The organism is Enterobacter cloacae complex sp. I3, from assembly GCF_014896175.1.
Lineage (GTDB): Bacteria > Pseudomonadota > Gammaproteobacteria > Enterobacterales > Enterobacteriaceae > Enterobacter > Enterobacter bugandensis.
Map to the genome: position 1 here is coordinate 17542 of NZ_JADBQZ010000028.1, position 19944 is coordinate 37485.

Here is a 19944-nt window from a genome sequence, read left to right on the forward strand (position 1 = left end):
CTCAGGGGCGCGCAGGAAAGCGCCATCGCCGCTGCTTACGATCGCACCCATCCCGGGTCTCCTTGTGCGCGCCGCAGGGAACCCGCCGTTATGGGCCGCAGTACCGCAGCCCACAACGACTGAGCAAATGGACGACGCTCCGTCTGCCACCCCTGTATCGCCCGTAAGGAAAATTATCGCCATGAGTCAGGAACAAGAACACCGTAACCAGCCCACCCGGGGACACCTCCGGCGGCACCGGATCGCGTATTTCGTGGGGGGAGTGGCCCTCGTTGTGACGGCGCTGGCGATAGTCGTCGGCAGGGGCGATACGACGCTGGAGGAAGCGACTGCCGCGGCGACGCCGGCGCTGACCGTCACATGCACCATCCCCCGGGAAGTCTCGTGGCCCATAGAGATCAGGGCTTCGGGTGCGATTGCCGCATGGGAAGAAGCCAGCATCGGTGCTCAGATTGGTGGTTATCAGCTCATCGATGTTCGCGTCAATGTCGGCGATATCGTCAGGAAGGGACAGATTATCGCTCGTTTTGACCCGGATCTGTTGCTGGCGGAACGCGCGGAACTGAAAGCGAATGCCGATCAGGCTGCCGCCAACCGGCAGCGCGCGCTCGCGTTGCAAAGCAGCCGCGCGATGAGTGAACAGGACGTGCTCCAGCTGGTGACTCAATCCAGGACCGCGGATGCGCTGCTCGCTGCCAATCAGTTGCGGCTGCGTTACACCGACGTCACTGCGCCGGACGATGGTGTCATCAGCCACAGGACTGCAACGCTCGGCAGCGTCGTTACGGTGGGCCAGGAACTGTTTCGCATGATTCGCCGGGGGCGCCTGGAGTGGCGTGGCGAACTGACCGCCGAGCAACTCGCTCAGGTCGAGATCGGGCAGCAGGTAACATTAGACCTTCCCGACGGCAAGACAGCGAAGGCGACGGTTCGCCAGACCTCGCCGATTCTGGATAGCACCTCTCGCCTGGCCACTGTTTACGCCGACATCCACCCTGGAAGCACGGCACGGGCTGGTATGTACGCCAACGGCAGGCTCGGACTCGGGACAGAGCCGGCGCTGGTCGTGCCCGCCGAGAGCGTTGTCATCCGCGATGGGCGCAGCCACGTCCTGGTGCTGGCCGACACCAGTGCCACGTCCCGCGTGTCGCTGCGAAGCGTCAGCGTCGGCCGGCGTAATGGCCGTGAGGTCGAGGTCACCGAGGGGCTTGGCAAGGACGAGCGTGTTGTTGTCCGGGGAGCCGGCTTCCTCAAGGATCGCGATCTGGTCCGGGTTTCGCAGGGGCAGCCTGCTGGGGCGGGCAGACCATGAATTTCGCTACCTGGTCCATTCGCAATCCGATCCCCTCGATCCTGCTGTTCGCACTGCTGGCACTCGCAGGGCTATGGGGGTTCCAGAAGCTGCCTACGCAGGATCTTCCAGACCTTGATCTACCAATGGTCACGGTCATGCTGACGCAGCCGGGGGCGGCTCCTGCGCAGCTGGAGACGGAGGTCGCGCGCAAGGTCGAGGATTCACTTGCGACCTTGAGTGGTTTGAACCATCTGCGCACATCGATCACGGATGGTTTGGTTTCAATCCAGGTCGAATTCGTGCTGGAGAAGAACCTGTCGGACGCGCTGATCGAAACCAAGAACGCGGTTGACAGCATCCGGTCTGATCTGCCGGATGATCTTCTGCAACCGACCGTCAGTGCTTCCACGAGCGTAGGTTCGCCCGTTCTGACCTACGCCATATCGTCGTCCCGGCTTAATGAGGAGCAGCTTTCGTGGTTTGTGGATGACACCATTGCCAAGACTATTTTCTCGCTTCCCGGAGTCGGTCGGTTCGAGCGGCTTGGCGGAATCGAACGTGAGGTTCGGATTGAGCTCGATCCGTCGCGCATGTCTGCCCTCGGCATCACGGCGGCGGATGTCTCCCGTGCACTGCGCCAGGTTCAGCAGGAATCTTCCGGCGGCCGTGGTCAGCTTGGCGGCCAGGAGCAGTCGGTTCGCACGATTGCCACGGTTCGCCAGGCATCGGAGCTTGCGGACCTGCGAATCGCGTTGTCCAACGGCAAGAGCTTCAGGTTGGACCAAATCGCGACCATCGTCGATGGTCAGGCCGACCCCACGCAGGCGGCCCTGCTCGATGGCGAGCATGTGGTCGGCTTCAGCGTGTACCGCGCCAGGGGCTTTGACGAGGTACGGCTGGCCGAGGGCGTTCGCGAGGCCCTGGCCGGCCTTCAACAGGCCGACCCGGCGCTCAGCCTGACTGAGATTTCGGGGTCGGTCGGCCAGACGCTTGAGCAGTATGAGGGCTCCATGGCGATGCTGTACGAGGGGGCCATCCTCGCGATGATCGTCGTCTGGCTGTTCCTGCGCGACTGGCGGGCGACGCTGATAGCCTCGACCGCTCTGCCGCTGTCCATCCTTCCGGCATTCGCGGCCATGGCCTGGCTGGGCTTCACGCTCAACACCGTGACGCTGCTGGCGCTGGCGGTGATCGTCGGCATCCTGGTCGATGACGCCATCGTGGAGATCGAGAACATCGAGCGCCACCGGCACAGGGGCAAGTCGGTCCGGGAAGCCGCAGAGGACGCCGTGACCGAAATTGCCCTGGCGGTGATGGCGACCACAATGAGCCTGGTGGTCGTCTTCCTACCGACGGCCATGATGAGTGGTATCGGCGGCCTGGTGTTCAAACAGTTTGGCTGGACCGCCGTGATCGCCGTGCTCGCTTCGCTGCTGGTGGCGCGCCTGCTCACACCCATGATGGCGGCCTACCTGCTCAAGCCCGAGCCGATCCCCGAGAAGGAAGATGGCCGGGTCATGCGCTGGTACATGGCAACGGCGCGCTGGTGCCTGAAGCATCGCAAGACGACCCTGAGCGGAGCGGTCATCTTTCTCGCGGCTTCGCTCGCCCTGGTGCCTTTCATCGAGACGGGCTTTATCCCCGCCTCTGATAGCGGCAGCACGACCCTGAGCATCGAATTGCCGCCAGCCAGCTCGCTGGAGGACACGTTGGCGGTCGCCGGGTCGGCCCGCAAAGCCATCGGCGATGTTGACGGCATCGCCCATGTTTTCGCCACGGTGGGCAAGGCGCAAAGTGCCGGCCCCGGTGGGGCGCAGGCGGGCGAAGTTCGGCGCGCGTCGCTCACGCTCACGCTGGGGCCGCGTAATGATCGCCCTTCGCAGCAGGTCATCGAGAAAGCCGTGCGGGAACGCTTGCTCGATGTTCCCGGGGCGCGCTTTGCCATCGGCGGCGGCGGGCCGGGCGAAAAGCTTACGATCATCCTCGCCAGCGACAATGCCGAGGCACTTAAGGCGAGCGCGGATGCGGTGGAAGCCGAACTGCGCGACGTCAAGGGCCTTACTGGCATTGCCTCGACGGCCAGCCTGGAGCGCCCGGAGATCATCATCCGTCCCGACCCGGAGCGCGCCGCCGAGCGCGGCGTGACGACCGAGGCGATCGGGGACGTAGTGCGGGTGGCAACCAGAGGCGATTTCGACGCTCAGGTGGCGCGCCTGAACCTCGACAACCGCCAGGTCTATATCCGCGCGCGCATTCCCGATGCCGCGCGGCAGGACATCGACACGCTCGGCAACATGCGCGTGCCGGGGCGCGACGGGTCGGTGCCGCTGGCAAGTGTCGCCAGCCTGACTGTGCAAAGTGGCCCCGCGCAGATCGACCGCCATGACCGTCTTCGCAACGTCACCATTTCGGCCGATTTGGGAGGTACCGCGCTCGGGACGGCGCAGGCGGCTGTGGCCAACCTGACTTCGATCAAGTCCCTTCCGTCCAGTGTGAAGGTGATTGAGGCCGGCGACGCGGAGATCGTTGCCGAACTCGGCGGGGGCTTTGCCATGGCGCTCGTGGTCGGTGTTTTGTGCATCTACTGCGTTCTGGTGCTGCTGTTCAGGGATTTCCTTCAGCCCATCACCATCCTCTCTGCCATTCCTCTGTCCATAGGTGGCGCGTTCCTCGCGCTTCTGGTCACGCGCAGCCAGTTGAGTGTGCCTTCGATGATCGGTCTGGTGATGCTTATGGGTATCGTCACCAAGAACTCCATCCTGCTCGTCGAGTACGCGGTTATCGGTATACGCGAGCGCGGATTGCCTGTTCACGAGGCGCTGCTGGATGCGTGCCACAAGCGTGCCCGTCCCATCGTGATGACCACCATCGCGATGATCGCCGGCATGTTGCCTATCGCGCTGGGGTTAGGTGCGGATTCTAGCTTCCGCCGGCCGATGGCCATGGCGGTTATCGGCGGCCTTATCACATCGACTGCCTTGAGCCTGCTGGTCGTGCCAGCCGTGTTCCTGTATGTGGACAGGATCGAGAAATGGCTGGCATCGCTTGGTTTTTTTCGACACACCGTACGCGCTACCGCTGACGAGGTTGAGCGATGACGCAACTAACCTCGTCACGACTCAACAGTCCTGCAATTCACTCGTCACATCGAAACTTGATGCGCAGCGCCTGCACTGACCCGTGCGGGACGACCCAGTGTCGTCCGGACGGTATGGAAATCAGGCAGACGGTGCAGTGCGGCCGTCTGCTGGTGATGGTCCGCGAACTCATCGAGATGGCCCGATGGCGTGGTCCGCGAGCTGCCATTCCCCAGTACAGGGGAGGCATTTTCACGTTTTCCTTAAAAGGGATCAATCATGTCATCTCGTCCTCAATGCGCAGTCCGCCTGCGCCGGCAGCCGTCTTACGCTGCGCTACCGATCCTGGTCGCTGGCATTTTTTCAACACCCGTTGCATGGGCTCAGACCGACGATACGAATAAGTCGGCGAGAGGTCAGGCGATGCCCGAAGCCGGACGCAGTGAACCGACGTGGGGGATTGGCGTTGCCGGTGGCATACAGTACCGCGTCTACCGCGACTTCGACGACCGCGTTCGAGGCTTGCCAATGATTACCTATGAGAACAAATGGATTCAGGTGGCCGGGCCTGTCCTGGACGTCAAGCTTCCGTCGGTCGGGCCGGTGTCATTCAGGCTGCGTGGTCGGTACATCGGGGAAGGCTTCGATTCGGGCGATTCCCCATATTTCGCGGGCATGCGCGATCGAGACTCCAGTTTCTGGCTCGGCGCCGCCGCCATCTGGCGTACCGGCATTGCCAATTTCTCTGCTGAAGTGCTCACGGATGCCATGAGCAACAGCGGGGGGATGCGGACGACGCTGCAGATCGACAGGCGATTTACCGCAGGCACAATCGGGCTGGCCCCGCGGCTGGCGGCCGAGTGGGTGGATGGCGAGTACGTGGACTATTAATACGGCGTAAGGTCAGACGAGGCACGGAGCTGGCGCCCGGCCTACGGCGGTAGTTCCGCGCTCAATACCGAAATCGGGCTTCGCGTGGACTGGCAGCCCGTGTCCAGTCACACCATGTTCCTCGACATGGGCGCCAAGCACATGGGCAGCTCGATCCGCAACAGCCCGCTGGTGGAAAAGAGCACGCAGTATGGCCTTGGTCTCGGCTACCTCTATCGGTTCTGAGAAGCGATTGATGGCATCGCCCGTTGTTGGCGTTTGCCGGGTATCGCATTCGACTCGAAATGAGGGGGATGCAACGTATTGGGAAGGTCTTCTGGAACACCGATTGGTGTGTTCATCGAGCGACTCATGCCATAGGCGTTCATCCTCATCGTCAATGTGGAAGGGGTGGCTATGGCAATTTTCGGCAAATCCAGACGTTTCAGGAATCTTGACGGGAGCGAAGCTCCCGGCACCGTGGTGCCGGCATTTCGGATGCTGGTCGTCGATAGTCTTGCAGGCCGGGGCCGTGGTGTACCGAGAAAGGCTTCGGTGCCGTGTGTGGTGCCCGATCTCGTCGCGATCGCCACTCCACCGGGCACGGGTGAAGGCGCGCGCCTGACCTGGATCGGGCATGCGAGCTGGCTGGTGCAGATCGAAGGGAAGTCGTTCCTCGTCGATCCGGTCTTCGGTGAGCTTGCCCTGGGGCCAGGGGGGCGGAATGTTCCGGCTGGCCTGCGCCCCGAGGATCTGCCATCCATCGACGCGGTGCTGATCAGTCACAACCACTACGACCATCTCGACCTTCCATCCGTGAAGAGCGTCGATGCCCCGGTGATCGCCGGCCTGGGCATGGCGTCGTTCCTCGCAAAAAAAGGGATTTCCGCAAGCGAGTTGGACTGGTGGCAGTCCATCGACATCGGCCCCGTGAGGGTGACTTTCGTGCCCGCCCAGCACTACAGCCGTCGCGGCTTGACCGACGTAAACGAAACGCTGTGGGGCGGATTCATTCTCGAGGGAGCTTCCGCCTGCATCTACCATTCGGGCGATACGGGCTACTTTGACGGGTTCCGGGAAATCGGCCGCCGTTTCCCGGTGATCGATGCTGCACTTTTGCCCATCGGCGCCTATGAGCCGTCCTGGTTCATGCGCCGCCAGCACATGAACCCCGAGGAGGCTGCCCGGGCCTACAGGGATCTTGGTGCCGGGTGCTTCTTCGCCATGCACTGGGGGACTTTCAAGCTGACCTACGAGCCGCTAGACGAACCGCCGGTTCGCCTGGCAGCAGAGTGGGAGCGCCTTGGACTTCCCGCATCGGAAAAGCGGGTTCTTGCCGTTGGCGAAACCGCGGACGTGTGGCGTTATCCGAATGACTAATCTCATACCCGCCGGGCAGTCAGCGCATTGTCGTACAGACAGAAAATGAGTAAGGCCTTGACGATTTCCGCTGGCAGCCCGGTCCCCACGCTTTCTTGGCGGAAGCCTGGGTGGATCCTGCAAGCCCTGGCGTCCCACGCTAGTCTGGCAATGCGGTATGCACCTGACGTAAATCCACCCGGCCGATTGTCCCCCTGATGCGTCCCAGCCACAGGGTGCCCTGAATTTCGACTGCGCCGCTCGCCAGAGGAAAATCCGCGCAGTCAACCAGCGGCTGCACGCTCATTGTTTGTGGGTCAATGCGTAGCACGCGCGCATTCCCGCACGCAGCACCTTCCTTCCCGGAGAAATACTCAACGATTTCCCGTAGGGTGCCTTGCTGGCCCGCGAGCAAAAGACTACCGTCCGGCGCCCAGTGTACATTGTCGCTGTGGAAACCGGTTTGAATTACATGTTTCTTCGCGGCACCGGCTCTGAACGAAAAGCGGTTAAAGGTCTGGCGGACAGAATCTGCGTAGTAGAGCCATTCTCCGTCAGCCGACGTTTCGATTCCGTTCGGCATCAGGTCGCCTCCGGTATCGACCTTGCTCCATCCGGAACGGGAACTCCAGGCCAGCACCTCACCGATGCTGCGCCCACCCTCGATTTCCTCGAAATTCAGCGCACGACCTCCCTTCTTGGGGATGGGCAGCGTGGTCTGCGTCATCACGAATCCGTCGGGCATTGGTGCGACCCCGTTGCCGGTCACAGAACCCGGTGTAAGCACGCAACCCCGCCAGTGGATGCGGGGCAGAACGTCACGGGTATCGACAGTGAAAATCTCCACGGATTCGCGGACGCCGTGATGCACGACGAGGAGCTGGTGGACACCGTTCGCGCCACGACGAATGGTGAGTCCGTGTGGATTGAAGCGCTCTGGCGGCCGGTCGGGCTGGCCGTGAAAGGTGTGCGCGTCGAAGCGTACCTGCGCCTCCGGAGAGGGATAAAGGGCACGGATTGCATGCGTGGATGTGTTCACCAAATCCAGTCGCCCTTCGCCATCGGGTGCCAACGCTCTCACGCTCACGATCAGCCAATGCGTGCCTGGAATTCCAGTCAGGTCTTCAGAGGCTTCGATTGATCCCACCGGCGCTACCTGCGTTGCACCGTTTGTCAGGTTCTTGGGTGTATCCATTGTCATTCAACCCTCAATGTTTATGGGGAGGTGGTTCAAGAAGGCGAGGTCCACCCTCTCGCGATTGCGGATGCTGTCTATCAATCTACTATCGTCGGACTCCCGATCACATCCTCCGTCGATCACGGGCAGGACGCGCAATACTCCCGGGGTTACTCCTGTGGGTCCACGCAAGCTGCCTGACGAGAATGTGCCCAGGCTCGTGCATCTGTCGCTATCCTCCTGGCTAACGCAGCGACCAGTCGTTGTTGGGCCTGAACCATTTCCGGATAGCCTCCTGGCGCGGGCTCATCCAGATAGCCCCGGCAGACCAGCCGTGGCTTTCCCGCCTCATTCGCGAATCCCAAACTCCAGTCGGCATCAAGCTGAACCCGTTGTCCGGGCCAGGCATCAAACCGACGCAACTGGAGTTTGATTCTGAGTACAGGCCTGGCAGAGGTCTGTGGCAGCCCGGCCACATCCTGGGTGGCCAACTCATGCGTCAGTACTGACGATAAGGCACTACGAATTTCGTCATCCAGCGGGCCAGTCCAGCGCTCGTTATCAAGGACAACGGCACCAGCGGCGCCCTGTCGTACGACCAGTTGTGACTGATCGTTCTGTGACGGGATACCGACCGGCAATACATCAACCATGAAGGGGGCCGGTGGCTTCGTCGTTATTGTTTCCCCGGACGGTGCGAGAAGTGAGTAGTAATGTACTGGCGGAGACGCGCAGGCATTCAGAAAGAAGACCGGCACGAGAAGCCCAGAAAAACGGTAACTTTTCATTGATGCGATTCCTGTTGACTTACTGTGTTGTCTTTTCCTGTGGCAGGAGGCGAGGGAGATTCCGGGCGTCCGCGCAACAGTGATTCAGGATGCCGGCCAAGCATGTCTGTCAGCACCCGTAGTGAGCGAGATACCCGCTGAACTTCCTGTAGCGTCTGGCCCAGGTTTTGCTGTAATGGCGCATCTTCGGCCAGCACACCTTGTGCCGCACCAAAGGCCTGCCGGGCCTGCAGCAGGGTCTGCGTGGTTTGCGGTAACGTCTGGCTGTTGACTTGCTTAAGGGTCTTGTCAAGTTCTGCTAATGTGCTGTCGAGGTTTCGCCCGATTGAGTCGAGGGGCATCTTCTCTATCTTGCCGACGATGCTGGCCACCTGCCCCTGCAACTGATCGAAACTGCCGTTGATTGTGGGAACGCTTAGTGGGCGTGCCGATATGTCTATGGTTCTTTTCGGTGCATCCGGAACAAATTCCAGCGAAACATAGAGCTGTCCGGTCAGCAGATTTCCTGATCTCGCCTGCGCGCGCAGGCCATGTTCGACCAGTTCTCTCAGAAATTGAGCGGCTTGTTGCTCTGTATTTGTACCAGGCAATTTATCCAACAGACGCCCAAGACGTTGTGGATACACCACGATGCCAACGGTTGTGGGGAATCGGAGCGTACTTGGATCGTAGTCGAGGTTTATTGATACCACCCTGCCCAGATCCATCCCCGAGAATTGAACCGGAGCACCTACAGATAAACCGCGTAGTGCCTGGTCGAAGCGTAGCTGGACGAACTGCTCCGGCCCGTCGGGTTCAGCCATGGCGCTGGCTTGATCCGGTGCAAGACTGAACTGGGTATTTTCAGGTGCCTTTTGCGTGTGATCTTTGCCGCGTGCAGAGGCGGCGAAAGCAATTCCTCCCGCCACAATTGTGGCCACGGATTGCGTTTTGAGCTTGAGTCCGTCAGCACCCAGCGAAACATCCATCCCACTGGCATTCCAGAATCGGGTATCGGTAGTGACAAAGCTGTCGTAGGGTTTGTCGATGAAGACCTGCAGGCTGACGTGATTACCATCATCATCAAGCTTGTAGGAGGCTACCCGGCCCACCTGGATACGCCGGAAGTAGACCGGCGAGCCAACATCCAGCGACCCCAGATCTTCGGTATGCAGGACAAATGACTTTCCGGGCATACCACCAATAACCGTTGGCGGCGTTTCAAGGCCAGTAAAGACTTTGCTGGATGCATGTTCCGATCCAGCATCCGCCGCAATATAGGCGCCGGAGAGAAGTGTGTCGATGCCTGATATACCGCCGGTGCCAATACGCGGGCGCACGACCCAGAACCGCGTGTCGCTGCGGGTCAGACTTTCCGCGCTCCTGGCCAACGAGACCGTGGCGGCAACGTGCGAGCCGTCGTCGCTGAGTGTGATTGTCGTTACTGTGCCCACGGTCACGTCCTTGTACTTGACCGGTGTTTTGCCTGCCTCCAGTCCTGCCGCTGTACGGAAAGCTATAGTGATTTCAGGACCAGCTGACAGCCAGGTATGCGCCAGCATTGACAGCCCGACCAGTGCAGCGATGGCTGGTACCAGCCATACCAGGGAAATACGCCAGCGACGGCGGGCCACTGCAGGATTGCCGGGCTGGTGGATATGTTCGGGTTCGTTATTCATTCCGGTTTATCATCCCATATCAGACGGGGGTCGAAGGTCATAGCTGAGAGCATGGTAAGGATCACCACCACGCCAAAGAAGAAGATGCCAACTCGTGGCTCGATATCACTCAGGCCCTGGAACTTGACCAGCGCGGCAACTACAGCCACCACCAGTACGTCGAGCATTGACCAGTAGCCGATCACCTCAACGAGCCGGTAGAGTCTGGCTCGCTCGCGTCTCGCCCAGTTACTGCGTCGTTGTGAAGTTATCAGCAGCAGTGTGAGGACAAGAAACTTGGTGCAGGGAACTGCCACGCTGGCAATGAAAATCACCAGAGCGATGCCATAAGACCCGGATTTCCAGAACTCGATAGCGCCGTTCATGATGGTGCTACCGCTGCCACTGCCGAGTAGGCTGGTATACATAACCGGCAGCACGTTGGCCGGAATGTAGAAAATCAAGCCAGCGATCAACAAGGCCCAGGCCCGCACAATGCTGTCGGGGCGCCGACGATGCAGTGATGCGCCGCAGCGAGGGCAGTGTACGTGCTTCGTTTCGTCGAGCTTGTCCTGGCAAACGAGTCTACAGATATGGCAGCCGATGACACCCAGGTGGCACGCGCGGGGAGGCAGATTCATGTGCGGCCCGCCTGCCGTTGCTGGTTGTATTCGGTCAGCTCCCACAGCCAGTGGATATCGCGGCTCGCGATCAGCGTAATCAGCAGCACTAACACGGCCGTGGCCCAGATCCCCGGTCCGGGTGCTACCTGGAGGAAACTTGACAGTTTGATGACCGCCACCAGAATGCCGAGCAGACCGACCTCAATCATGCTCCAGGGGCGCAACGCGACCAGCATCCGCATCGCCTGCGCGAAGCCTGGCGCACGCCGACCAGTGCGGGCAAAAGCCAGCACCCAGGCCAGCAGAGTGATCTGTAGAAGTGGTGCCACGATGATTGATATTGCAGTTGGTACTGCAATGGGAGCGCCAGGTCCGTAGGCGAGCGCCGCCGTCGACTGCCAGAGCGTGGTCTCGTTGTGCAACCCCTGCATACTGATGCGAACGACCGGGCAGACGTTGGCGATCACGAACACGATTGCTGCGGCGACGGTCAGCGCCAGCCAACGATCGACATCCAGACGGTTGGCGCGATAGAGGATGGCAGTACATTGCTCGCAGCGTGCAACCTCGCCCGGGGCCAGCGCGATGCGCCGGTACACCCTGTCGCAGTGCTCGCAGACAACGAGGTCTGGAAACACGATGAGTTTAGCGGAGAGACTCAGTTTCTTTGCCATGGTTTTATGCCCTGTTGTTTAGTGACCGCCGCTCATGTCGATGGGTCCCTTTGGTTTTGGAGAGAACCAGATTAATGCGGCGGCGAAGGCGAAGCAGAAAGCAATCGCAGCGAACATGTTGAGTGTTGCGAGCATGACGCTCTGGCCCTCAACGATGCTGCTCAGCGTAGATGTGGCAACCTCTCTCGACATTCCACTGGCCATCATGCTGTCGAGGGTGGTTTGTCCCTGAGTCATCGCGCTTGCCAGTTCAGTCTGGTTCTCACGTGTCGCGTTGGCCCACCCGGTCTGAACTATTGAAGTCGCAAACGCGCCGGCGAGCGTTCGCATGAAATTTGAGATCCCGGCCGCGTCGGCCTGTTCTGCTGTTGTGACGCTCGCCATACACAGACCGGTTACAGGGATGAAAAACATCATCAGGAATGGGCCCGTCAGCAGCATCGGCCAGGCCATCTGAATGAAGGTAATATCCGGCGTGAATCCCACCCGCCACGCAGATATGCCACCAAGTCCCAGCAATCCGACCGATACAATCAGCCGTGGATCGAGCCTTGCCGCTACCTGACCGATGATGGGGGAACTAATTACTGCGAGAATCCCCATGATCCCGGTGGCATATCCTGCCCACGTGGCGGTGTAGCCCATGTTCTGCTGCAGCCAGAGCGGGATCAGAACAATACTGGCGAAGAACGCACCAAACGCAACCGAGTAGGTAATGGAAGCCGCAACGAAGCCGCGATGGCGAAACACGTGCAGATTAACGATGGGATTCTTTTCGGTCAGTTCCCACATCAGGAAGGCGACAAAGCCGATTACTGCAATCACTGCAAGCACGCGGATTTCTGTTGCAGCGAACCAGTCATGGTTGCGGCCTTCATCAAGCATGATTTGGAGCGCACCGACCCACACAATAAGCAGGCCAAGACCCACTACATCAATCGGAGACCGGGTGACCGTTTCCTGCTGGCCTCGCATCAGGTACAGAAGTCCTAGGCCACCGGCGGCAGCAATTGGCACATTGATGAAGAATATCCACTCCCACCCGACGTTATCGGAGATCGTGCCGCCAAGAATGGGACCGGCGATCGGTGCGACTGTGGTTGTCATCGCCCATATGATTGTCGCGATTGTCGCCTTCTCAGGTGGGAAGATACGCAGCAGAAGGGTCTGCGAAAGGGGAATGATCGTGCCACCGGCCAAACCCAGGAATATGCGCCCGGCGACGAGCATGCCAAGCGTGCCCGACAGGCCACACACTAGCGAGAGCACGCCGAAGGCCAGATAAGAGGTAATGAACACACGATAACCACCGAAGCGGCGCATGAGCCACCCGGTAAGCGGCACAGTGATCGCTTCGGCCACTGCGTAGGAGGTGATAACCCAGCTTGCCTGGCTGGACGAGACCCCTAACCCGCCGGCGATATGGGGGATCGAGACGTTGGCGATAGTGGTATCCAGCACGACCAAAAAATTGCCCAGCCCGATCAGGATAGCGGCGAGGATGAGTTTCCCGCCCCTTAATGACCGGGCGGCTGGATTTTCATGCTGAGAGATGGAATCAACCATTATCGTCTGGTTCCTCACAATCAGTTGGAGACGTCGATATCGGCGGTCATAGACAGACCGACACGAAGAGGATGCTCTGCAAGCTGTTGGGGATCGAGTGCAATCCTTACTGGCAGGCGCTGGACGACCTTGATCCAGTTGCCGGTTGCGTTTTGCGCCGGCACTACAGAAAAGGCCGAGCCGGTACCGCCGGAGAAACCGACGACTTTGCCGTCATACTTAACGCTATTACCGTAGAGGTCTGAGGTGAGCTTAACCGACTGGCCTGGCTTAACCTTCCTGAGTTGACCCTCCTTGAAGTTGGCGTCCACATAGCTGGCGTGGATCGGGACCACGACCATCAGCATTGCGCCAGGCTGCACACGCTGACCAACCTGCACCTGGCGACGGGAGATGATCCCATCAACGGGTGCACGAAGAATGGTGCGTTCGAGGTCGACCTGAGCCTGCTCCCGTGCAGCACGTGCTGCCAGCACCTCGGGATTGGTGTCAGGTGTACTCTTGTCTATAAGTGCCCGGTTGGCGTCACGGCTCCCGATGGCAGTGGCACGATTGGCCGCGGCCTGCGTACGGGCTGCTTCAGCAACTCTCAGACTGGCGAGCGCAGTGCTGTAGGCATTGCGCGCTGTGGTCAACTCTTCGCCTGAGACGGAGCCCGACTCAGCCAGGGCGTTGCGGCGGTCAAGATCGATTTTCGCTCTGGCAAGATCAGCCTGTGCAGAAGAGACCTGCGCCTGGGCGCGCACTTCGTCGGCAGCCCGTGCCGCTATTTGCGCGTCAAGACCGCCATCCGTGGCGATAAGACCGCGCACGCGGCGTTCAGTCAACGCCAGCTCAGCTTCGGCGCGCTTTAGCGCTATCCTGGCATCCGTATCGTCCAGTCGAACGAGAACATCCCCCTGTTTCACGTGCAGCGCATCATCCACCAGGACTTCGCGCACAGGCCCCCCAATCAGAGGGGTCACCTGAGCGATATTAGCCCCGACGTAGGCATTGTCGGTTTCAGCATGGCGGGATGCGACGAAAAGATCATATGCGTAATAGCCACCCCCGAGCGTAGCGACGCTCGCCAGCAGGGCCAGAAATAGCCGCTTTCGCCTGGCGTTTTGCGCTCTGCTATCCGCAGCAGTATTGTTGGCAACGGGAACATCTTGTTCAATGGTATTGGTGGATTCAGACATGGCTCGGATTTCCTTTATGCGCGATAGCCGCCACCGAGCGCACGGATGAGGGCGATCTTGAGGACAAGGGCGCGGCTTTTCAGAGACGCGACCGTGCGGCGGGTGCTGATGAGGGCGTCTTCGGCAGCCAGCACATCAAGATAGGTCGCAAGGCCGCCGCGATAACGATTGCTGGCAACGAACCATGCGGCACTGGCAGAGCGCTCTGCTTCCTGTGCGTGTTCAAGCCGCAGGTCCAGCGCGCGTGTGCTTGTGGCTGCATCAGCCACATCTCGCAGCGCCTGCGTTAATGCGCCGTCATATTGGGCGACGGCCACCCGGTAATCGGCTTCGGCGGCACGGTACTGTCCGCGCAAACGCGCGCCGTCGAAGATCGGCAAGCTGATGGCCGGGCCGACTGTTCCAAAATCGGACCCTGACTCAAACACATTTCCGATGCCGAGAGCCTGCAGGCCAATCAGACCTGTCAGATTGACGTTTGGATAGAAGGCCGCCCTGGCTTCCTTGATCTGGCTCGCAGCAGCTTCTGCCCGGAGCCGTGCGGCAATGATGTCAGGGCGTCGTCCGATTAATTCGGCCGGTAGATTGGCTGGCAGGCCGAAGCTGCCAGTAATGGTCGCGCCCGGACGCGCTATAGTCAGTCCGCGATCAGGGCCAGCCCCAATCAGTGCTGCAATCCGGTGACGAGTGAGGGAGAGGGATTCATTCTGTTCAGCCAGATCGCCCTGAGCTGTGGCGAGTGCTGAACGGGCGCGCTCAACCGCACCTTTATTTTCCAGCCCTTGCTTATTACGACCCTCTATCAGTTCCAGTGTGCGCTTACGCACTTTAATAGCATGTTCGGCGGCATCATGTTCGGCGTAATCTCCGGCCAGATCTCCGTAGGCGCTGGCGATGCCTGCTGACACAGCCAGACGAGTGGCCGCAGCTTCGGCACCTGTTGCTTCGGCTTGTGAACGCGCTGCTGCTAATGCCGCCCGGTTGCGGCCCCAGAAGTCGAGCTCCCAGGTAAGATTGAGGGTTGTCTGACCATAATCACGCCAGCCCTCGGGCAGCCCACTTGCCGGGGAAAGATAGTTGTAGCTTTGCTTGGTCGATCCGACCTCACCATTTGCTGTGATGGCGGGAAGCAACCTGCTCCGGGTCTCCTGAACCAGTGCTTCGGCACGGGCAAAACGTGCTGAAGCCACGCGCAAATCGGTCGCTCCCTTCAACCCCTCGGTGATCAGTGCATTGAGCTGGGCGTCGCCAAATTCTTCCCACCAGCGATCCGAGGGCCAGGCCCTCCCGGGTGCGGAAAAGCTTGTAGCACTCGCGAAGCTTTCTGGTCCTGCAGGCACCACGTCATTTTTTTGTGGCAGGGGAGCACAGCTGCTTAGCATGAGCACAACCACAAAGGCGGTGACACCTCCCGACGCCGTGGTCCGCCATTGGAAATTTGATGACCCCATAACATGCCCTACATAACCATACTGTACGGTCATTTTAGATATATGTTCTTGCAGGTGTCAATGCAAAATCGTACAGTGCTGTATGAAAAAGTGAGGTTTCGAATGAGAGTAAAGACAGACGATCGGCGTAAGGCGATCCTTGATGTGGCAATCGAGGTATTTCGCGATGTCGGTTATGCGCGCGCCAGCATGGCGATGATCTCAGCGCGGATCGGAGGATCGAAAGGCACCCTGTATGGCTACTTCAAATCCAAGGAAGCGTTATTCGCTGCTGCCATGATGGCAGTGATGGAAGAACAAGCAGATGAGATTATGGGACTGCTTGATCTGTCCGAGCCGGATGTTTCACTGGCACTTCGGCGTTTTGGTGAGGCCCTGCTTGCTTTGCTGACTTCTGCAGATACGCTTGCCATCATGCGAGCTGCCATTGCCGAAGGCGCAAGTTCTACGCTGGGAGCCACGCTCTACGAGATGGGGGCCGGGCGGGCGTGGGAACATATGACAAACTATATTGCCCGTCAGCAGGAGAATGGTGTGATTCGTCCGGTAGACGCCCGCGTTGCCGCGGCGCATCTAAAGGGTTTGCTCGAAATCGGATTTATTGAACCGTTGTTATTTGGTGCTCAACCCTGGTTTACGCCAAAGGAAGCTGTAGCAACAGCGGTCGATGCGTTCCTTCGGGCTTATGTCAGCAACGGCGGGGGACAGTAACTATTGTTCTCGGTCTGACCTTCTCATCGCAAAGTCCAAATCCAGAGCGATGGAGCACAGGTCACCACCGGCAACATGCTGCCCGGCTCCTTCGTCACGGCAAAGCAGGAGGCACTGATACCTGTGTCGCTGTAAAACCCGTATTCTCGTGCACCACTGGCGATCCGTGTACCTTGCCGCCCGGGCTAGGCTGGAGTCGTTTCGTTGCTTCAGTCCATGCGATATTGCTGTGGCATAGCTATACATGAACAATCTTGTTTAACCAGAGTCGCCATGTCCCGTCATGATCGCCACTGAGTTTCAGTTGATATCATGTTCGGCAATGGCCGTTTTCTGCCATTGCCGGGTTCCTGAGACAGGTCCGTCGCTGATTACATGATCAGCACAATCCGCCCGGCAGGCCGCCGGCCGAGTTCTGCGTTCCTGATGACAGTCAGCGCGTCGGTGAACGGCGCTTCCAGTCCAATGGATACATGGATTTTGCCTTCACAGGCCAGTCGGGCTATCTCCCGCAGGTTCCTGAATCCCCCTGTTGCGAACACCATCCGGTAGCGCCCTGAAATAAAGCCGCGCAGCATTCTGCCAGGTGTCGGATTAATGTCGATGAAGCGTCCCCCGGACTTCAGCATCGCCAGACCCTCGGCGACGTCGAGCGTGCCGAGCGTGTCGAACACCGCGTCGTACGGGCCATAAGCGGCGAAGGACGTTTTGTCCGGGTAGGTAAAGGCCGGGCGGACACCGGCCAGCTCCACGCTTGCCAGCGAGGCTTCGCCGCAGGCGCCGGAAACCTGTGCTCCACAGGCCTGAGCCAGTTGCACAGCACTGCTGCCGACCGCGCCGCTGCAGCCGTGAATGAATATCCGCGACTCGCTGCCAGCACGCGCTGCGCCCACAATGGCCGCCCAGGCGGTGGCGAATGGAATGGGTAAGCACGCAGCTTCACTGAATGACAGCGCGGCGGGCTTGGGGGCAACCAGCCTCGCGTCAGCATCGACGACCTCGGCAAACGCACCCTGCCTTTTGATTTCTACCGTGCCGAACACCTCATCGCCAACCCGGACGTCTGTCACGGCGGTGCCAACCTCGTCGACAATGCCTGCAAAGTCAGAGCCCATGCCCTGGGGAAACCGGTTGCCAGTAACGAACTTCATGACGCCACGGCGAATCTTCCAGTCGAGCGGGTTGATTGCTGCGGCCTTTACGCGCACGCGGACTCGCCGGGGTTCAAGGGCTGGCAGCGAATATTCTGCAAGCGACATTTCTTCGGGGCCGCCGTAGCGGCTGAACTGGACTCTCTTCATGGATGCCTCGTAATGACAATGGGATTTAGAACGTCACCGCGTCGCGCGGCGGAGTATTGATGTCGATGTCTTTGACGCTGGCAGCCGCCGGCCTTTCGGCAGAGGCATCAGCTGTCTGCGACCTGCCCAGAACGGTCGCCATAACCGAGTTCTGCCAGTTGAAATAGGGATTGAAAGTCAGCCGCGCGTGGACTTTTCCCTGCTCACGGTGGCCCCAGTCCGAATACCAGACCGGTACGCCTTGCTCGCAGGCCTGCGTGTCTTTTGCACTAAAGCCATTCAGGCAGATACGAATAATTCCGCCTTCGCCATACACGGGGTTGGCCGGGGCAAATGTCAGGCTCATGTGCGAAAACTGACTGATGCGCCATGCGGGGAGCCTGTCGGGACGAACTAGAACGCGTTGCATATCCACCAGACTGTCCGGTGCCTTGCCGTACCAGATCAGGCGGCTGTCCGGGTGTGTGAAGCGCCGCTGGAAAACGTCGAGCAGATAACCAGTATCCAGCACCGAGTCATGCCCGGCGACCGCCATGAATACCGGCCTGTCATAGGCCCGCTCTCGCAATAGCCGGCGCGCGTTGGCGCTGGTCCGGTAGAATTGTGCGAAACCGTTGGCCGGTACATTGAAGTATTTGACGGCATTCTGCATCGGAACGTTGCCGTCCGGTGTGATGAGCCAGGGCCTGATACGGGCTGCCAGTGGCGCAAGCCAGTCGAATGGCATGCTCTTGAACCCTGGCGAAAACAGCACCAGCCCTGCGATTTCTGGATGGGAGTAAGCGTAGTCGAGAGCCAGATTGGCGCCCGTGGAGAAGCCCCCCAGGTAGACTGGTCCTTCGACATCCTTCTGCAGTGCGTTGGCCTGTTCCCACACGACCTGCTGCCATTGCTCTGCTGTGGTTTGCAACAGATCCTCGGGGCGGGTTCCGTGTCCGGGGAGAAGCACCGTTCGCACGAGAAACCCTTGCATTGCCAGCGGCTGGCCAAGGTCCCGGAATGACCACGGCGAGTCGCCCAGGCCATGCACGAGCAGGATCCCTTTGCGGGGATAACTTCCTTTCTCCGACGACGCGGGTCGCCACTCCTGAGGTGTATTCCACGTCAGTTCGGCATCGTGGTCGGCAAGCTGAAAATGGCGACCAGCCTGTATATGTTGGATTGTTTCGCGTCGATAGTCCTCGAAGCTCACTGCTGCAGCGGGCGGGGCGCTCAGTTTTACGCTGGCGCAGCCGGTCAATATGCCCGCTGTAACAAGGGTCGCTGCGATCAGTATAAAACGGTGCCTCGGGTGGCCCGGTATCGTGCGGCAAACCGCTTCACGCGAGTTCGGCATGATCTTCTTCAGTGAGCCGGATGCCGCCAGCGGCGACATTCTCTTCAAGATGCCTGACCGACCCTGTGCCAGGGATTGCCAGCATGGCCGGTGAGGACGCCAGTAACCAGGCCAGCGCGGCCTGAACAGGCGTGGCACCGTGCCGCTTTGCCACTCGGGTAAGCCGCCCGTCGTCGATCTCGCCCACACCTCCGCCAAGCGGGAAAAACGGGCAGAAGGCGATGCCGGATTCTTCGCAGGTCTGCAACAGGCTCCGATCCTCGCGCCGGGCGAAGTGAAAGTTGTTCTGCACGGCCACGACCGGAGCGATGGCGCGGGCCTCATTGAAATGCCCGATATCGACATTGCTGATGCCGAGGTGGCGAATCAGGCCTTCTTCGCGAAGTGCGGCCAACGCCCCGAAGCGCTCTGCAAGCGACTCGCCGTGCGGTACCGTCATCTCACCGATGCGCAGGTACACCAGGTCGAGGCGGTTCACGCCGAGGCTTGCCAGGTTCTCCTCGACAAGCTTACGCATGTCTCCGCCCGTGGCGGGCCGGTGGCTGCCATCCGGGTTGAATACAACACCGACCTTGGTTGCAATCACCAAATTTGAAGGATAGGGATGCAGCGCTTCACGAATGAGCGCATTGGCTCGTACTACACCATCGGAGCTTTGGTAGAAATCGGCCGTGTCGATCAGGTTGACGCCAAGTTCAACCACGCGGCGCAGCACCGCGCGGCCGGTCTCCGGATCGCGAGCCGGACCGCGGAAACCATTGCAAGGCAGGCGCATGGCGCCAAAGCCGAGCCGGTTGATCGACAGATCCCCGCCGAGACGGAATTCAGGGGAGGGGGTAGCGGATGAGTCCATGTCATGCTCCTGGGAAAATTTGAGAAGACCACAAGGTTCAGCGAGA

15 protein-coding genes and 1 pseudogene are annotated in these 19944 nt (G+C 60.0%); 5 read left to right on the top strand and 11 right to left on the bottom strand.

The window, feature by feature from the left end:
- Positions 1 to 181: 181 nt before the first annotated feature.
- From IM271_RS19295 to IM271_RS19310, 4 genes and pseudogenes are all read left to right on the top strand, one after another.
- Positions 182 to 1312: an efflux RND transporter periplasmic adaptor subunit gene (locus IM271_RS19295; protein ID WP_047063006.1), complete on the top strand. Its 1131-nt coding sequence runs from the start codon at positions 182 to 184 to the stop codon at positions 1310 to 1312.
- A complete protein-coding gene (locus IM271_RS19300; protein WP_047063008.1) occupies positions 1309 to 4392 on the top strand; it encodes an efflux RND transporter permease subunit in 3084 nt (1027 codons plus the stop codon). The genes IM271_RS19295 and IM271_RS19300 overlap by 4 nt, the downstream gene beginning before the upstream one ends.
- A 402-nt stretch (positions 4393 to 4794) precedes the next feature.
- Positions 4795 to 5487 (top strand): annotated as a pseudogene (locus IM271_RS19305) (MipA/OmpV family protein).
- Between the two features lie 171 nt (positions 5488 to 5658).
- The gene (locus tag IM271_RS19310; protein ID WP_047955838.1) at positions 5659 to 6621 is read left to right on the top strand and encodes an MBL fold metallo-hydrolase; all 963 of its coding nucleotides are present in this window, start codon (positions 5659 to 5661) and stop codon (positions 6619 to 6621) included.
- A gap of 139 nt (positions 6622 to 6760) precedes the next feature.
- Here the strand turns inward: IM271_RS19310 and IM271_RS19315 are convergent, their stop codons facing one another.
- The 8 genes from IM271_RS19315 to IM271_RS19350 form a co-directional block, all read right to left on the bottom strand.
- Positions 6761 to 7795, bottom strand: coding sequence for a hypothetical protein (locus IM271_RS19315; RefSeq protein ID WP_047955837.1), 1035 nt, complete (start codon positions 7793 to 7795; stop codon positions 6761 to 6763).
- Positions 7796 to 7947: 152 nt separating this feature from the next.
- Positions 7948 to 8565 (bottom strand): membrane integrity-associated transporter subunit PqiC, encoded by a 618-nt coding sequence (locus IM271_RS19320; RefSeq protein WP_047063014.1) that lies wholly within the window; start codon positions 8563 to 8565, stop codon positions 7948 to 7950.
- The gene (locus IM271_RS19325) at positions 8562 to 10223 is read right to left on the bottom strand and encodes an intermembrane transport protein PqiB (protein ID WP_193053023.1); all 1662 of its coding nucleotides are present in this window, start codon (positions 10221 to 10223) and stop codon (positions 8562 to 8564) included. The genes IM271_RS19320 and IM271_RS19325 overlap by 4 nt, the downstream gene beginning before the upstream one ends.
- Positions 10220 to 10843 (bottom strand): paraquat-inducible protein A, encoded by a 624-nt coding sequence (locus tag IM271_RS19330; RefSeq protein WP_047063016.1) that lies wholly within the window; start codon positions 10841 to 10843, stop codon positions 10220 to 10222. The genes IM271_RS19325 and IM271_RS19330 overlap by 4 nt, the downstream gene beginning before the upstream one ends.
- Positions 10840 to 11499 (bottom strand): paraquat-inducible protein A, encoded by a 660-nt coding sequence (locus IM271_RS19335; RefSeq protein WP_047955835.1) that lies wholly within the window; start codon positions 11497 to 11499, stop codon positions 10840 to 10842. Before IM271_RS19335 ends, IM271_RS19330 begins: the two co-directional genes overlap by 4 nt.
- A gap of 18 nt (positions 11500 to 11517) precedes the next feature.
- Positions 11518 to 13065: a DHA2 family efflux MFS transporter permease subunit gene (locus IM271_RS19340; RefSeq protein WP_072208238.1), complete on the bottom strand. Its 1548-nt coding sequence runs from the start codon at positions 13063 to 13065 to the stop codon at positions 11518 to 11520.
- 20 nt (positions 13066 to 13085) lie between these two features.
- Complete coding sequence (locus IM271_RS19345) at positions 13086 to 14246, bottom strand: HlyD family efflux transporter periplasmic adaptor subunit (RefSeq protein ID WP_047063019.1); 1161 nt, start codon at positions 14244 to 14246, stop codon at positions 13086 to 13088.
- A gap of 14 nt (positions 14247 to 14260) precedes the next feature.
- Positions 14261 to 15628 (bottom strand): efflux transporter outer membrane subunit, encoded by a 1368-nt coding sequence (locus IM271_RS19350; RefSeq protein ID WP_047063020.1) that lies wholly within the window; start codon positions 15626 to 15628, stop codon positions 14261 to 14263.
- Positions 15629 to 15757: 129 nt separating this feature from the next.
- Here IM271_RS19350 and IM271_RS19355 point away from each other — a divergent pair, with 129 nt between their 5' ends.
- Entirely contained in the window at positions 15758 to 16408 is a 651-nt protein-coding gene (locus tag IM271_RS19355; protein ID WP_052768068.1) for a TetR/AcrR family transcriptional regulator, read from the top strand.
- A gap of 371 nt (positions 16409 to 16779) precedes the next feature.
- Here the strand turns inward: IM271_RS19355 and IM271_RS19360 are convergent, their stop codons facing one another.
- The 3 genes from IM271_RS19360 to IM271_RS19370 are packed head-to-tail and all read right to left on the bottom strand — an operon-like array spanning position 16780 to position 19898.
- Positions 16780 to 17709, bottom strand: coding sequence for an NADP-dependent oxidoreductase (locus IM271_RS19360; RefSeq protein WP_047063021.1), 930 nt, complete (start codon positions 17707 to 17709; stop codon positions 16780 to 16782).
- A gap of 25 nt (positions 17710 to 17734) precedes the next feature.
- Positions 17735 to 19084: an alpha/beta fold hydrolase gene (locus IM271_RS19365; RefSeq protein ID WP_223812791.1), complete on the bottom strand. Its 1350-nt coding sequence runs from the start codon at positions 19082 to 19084 to the stop codon at positions 17735 to 17737.
- Positions 19029 to 19898 (bottom strand): aldo/keto reductase, encoded by an 870-nt coding sequence (locus tag IM271_RS19370; RefSeq protein WP_047063023.1) that lies wholly within the window; start codon positions 19896 to 19898, stop codon positions 19029 to 19031. The genes IM271_RS19365 and IM271_RS19370 overlap by 56 nt, the downstream gene beginning before the upstream one ends.
- Positions 19899 to 19944 lie beyond the last annotated feature (46 nt).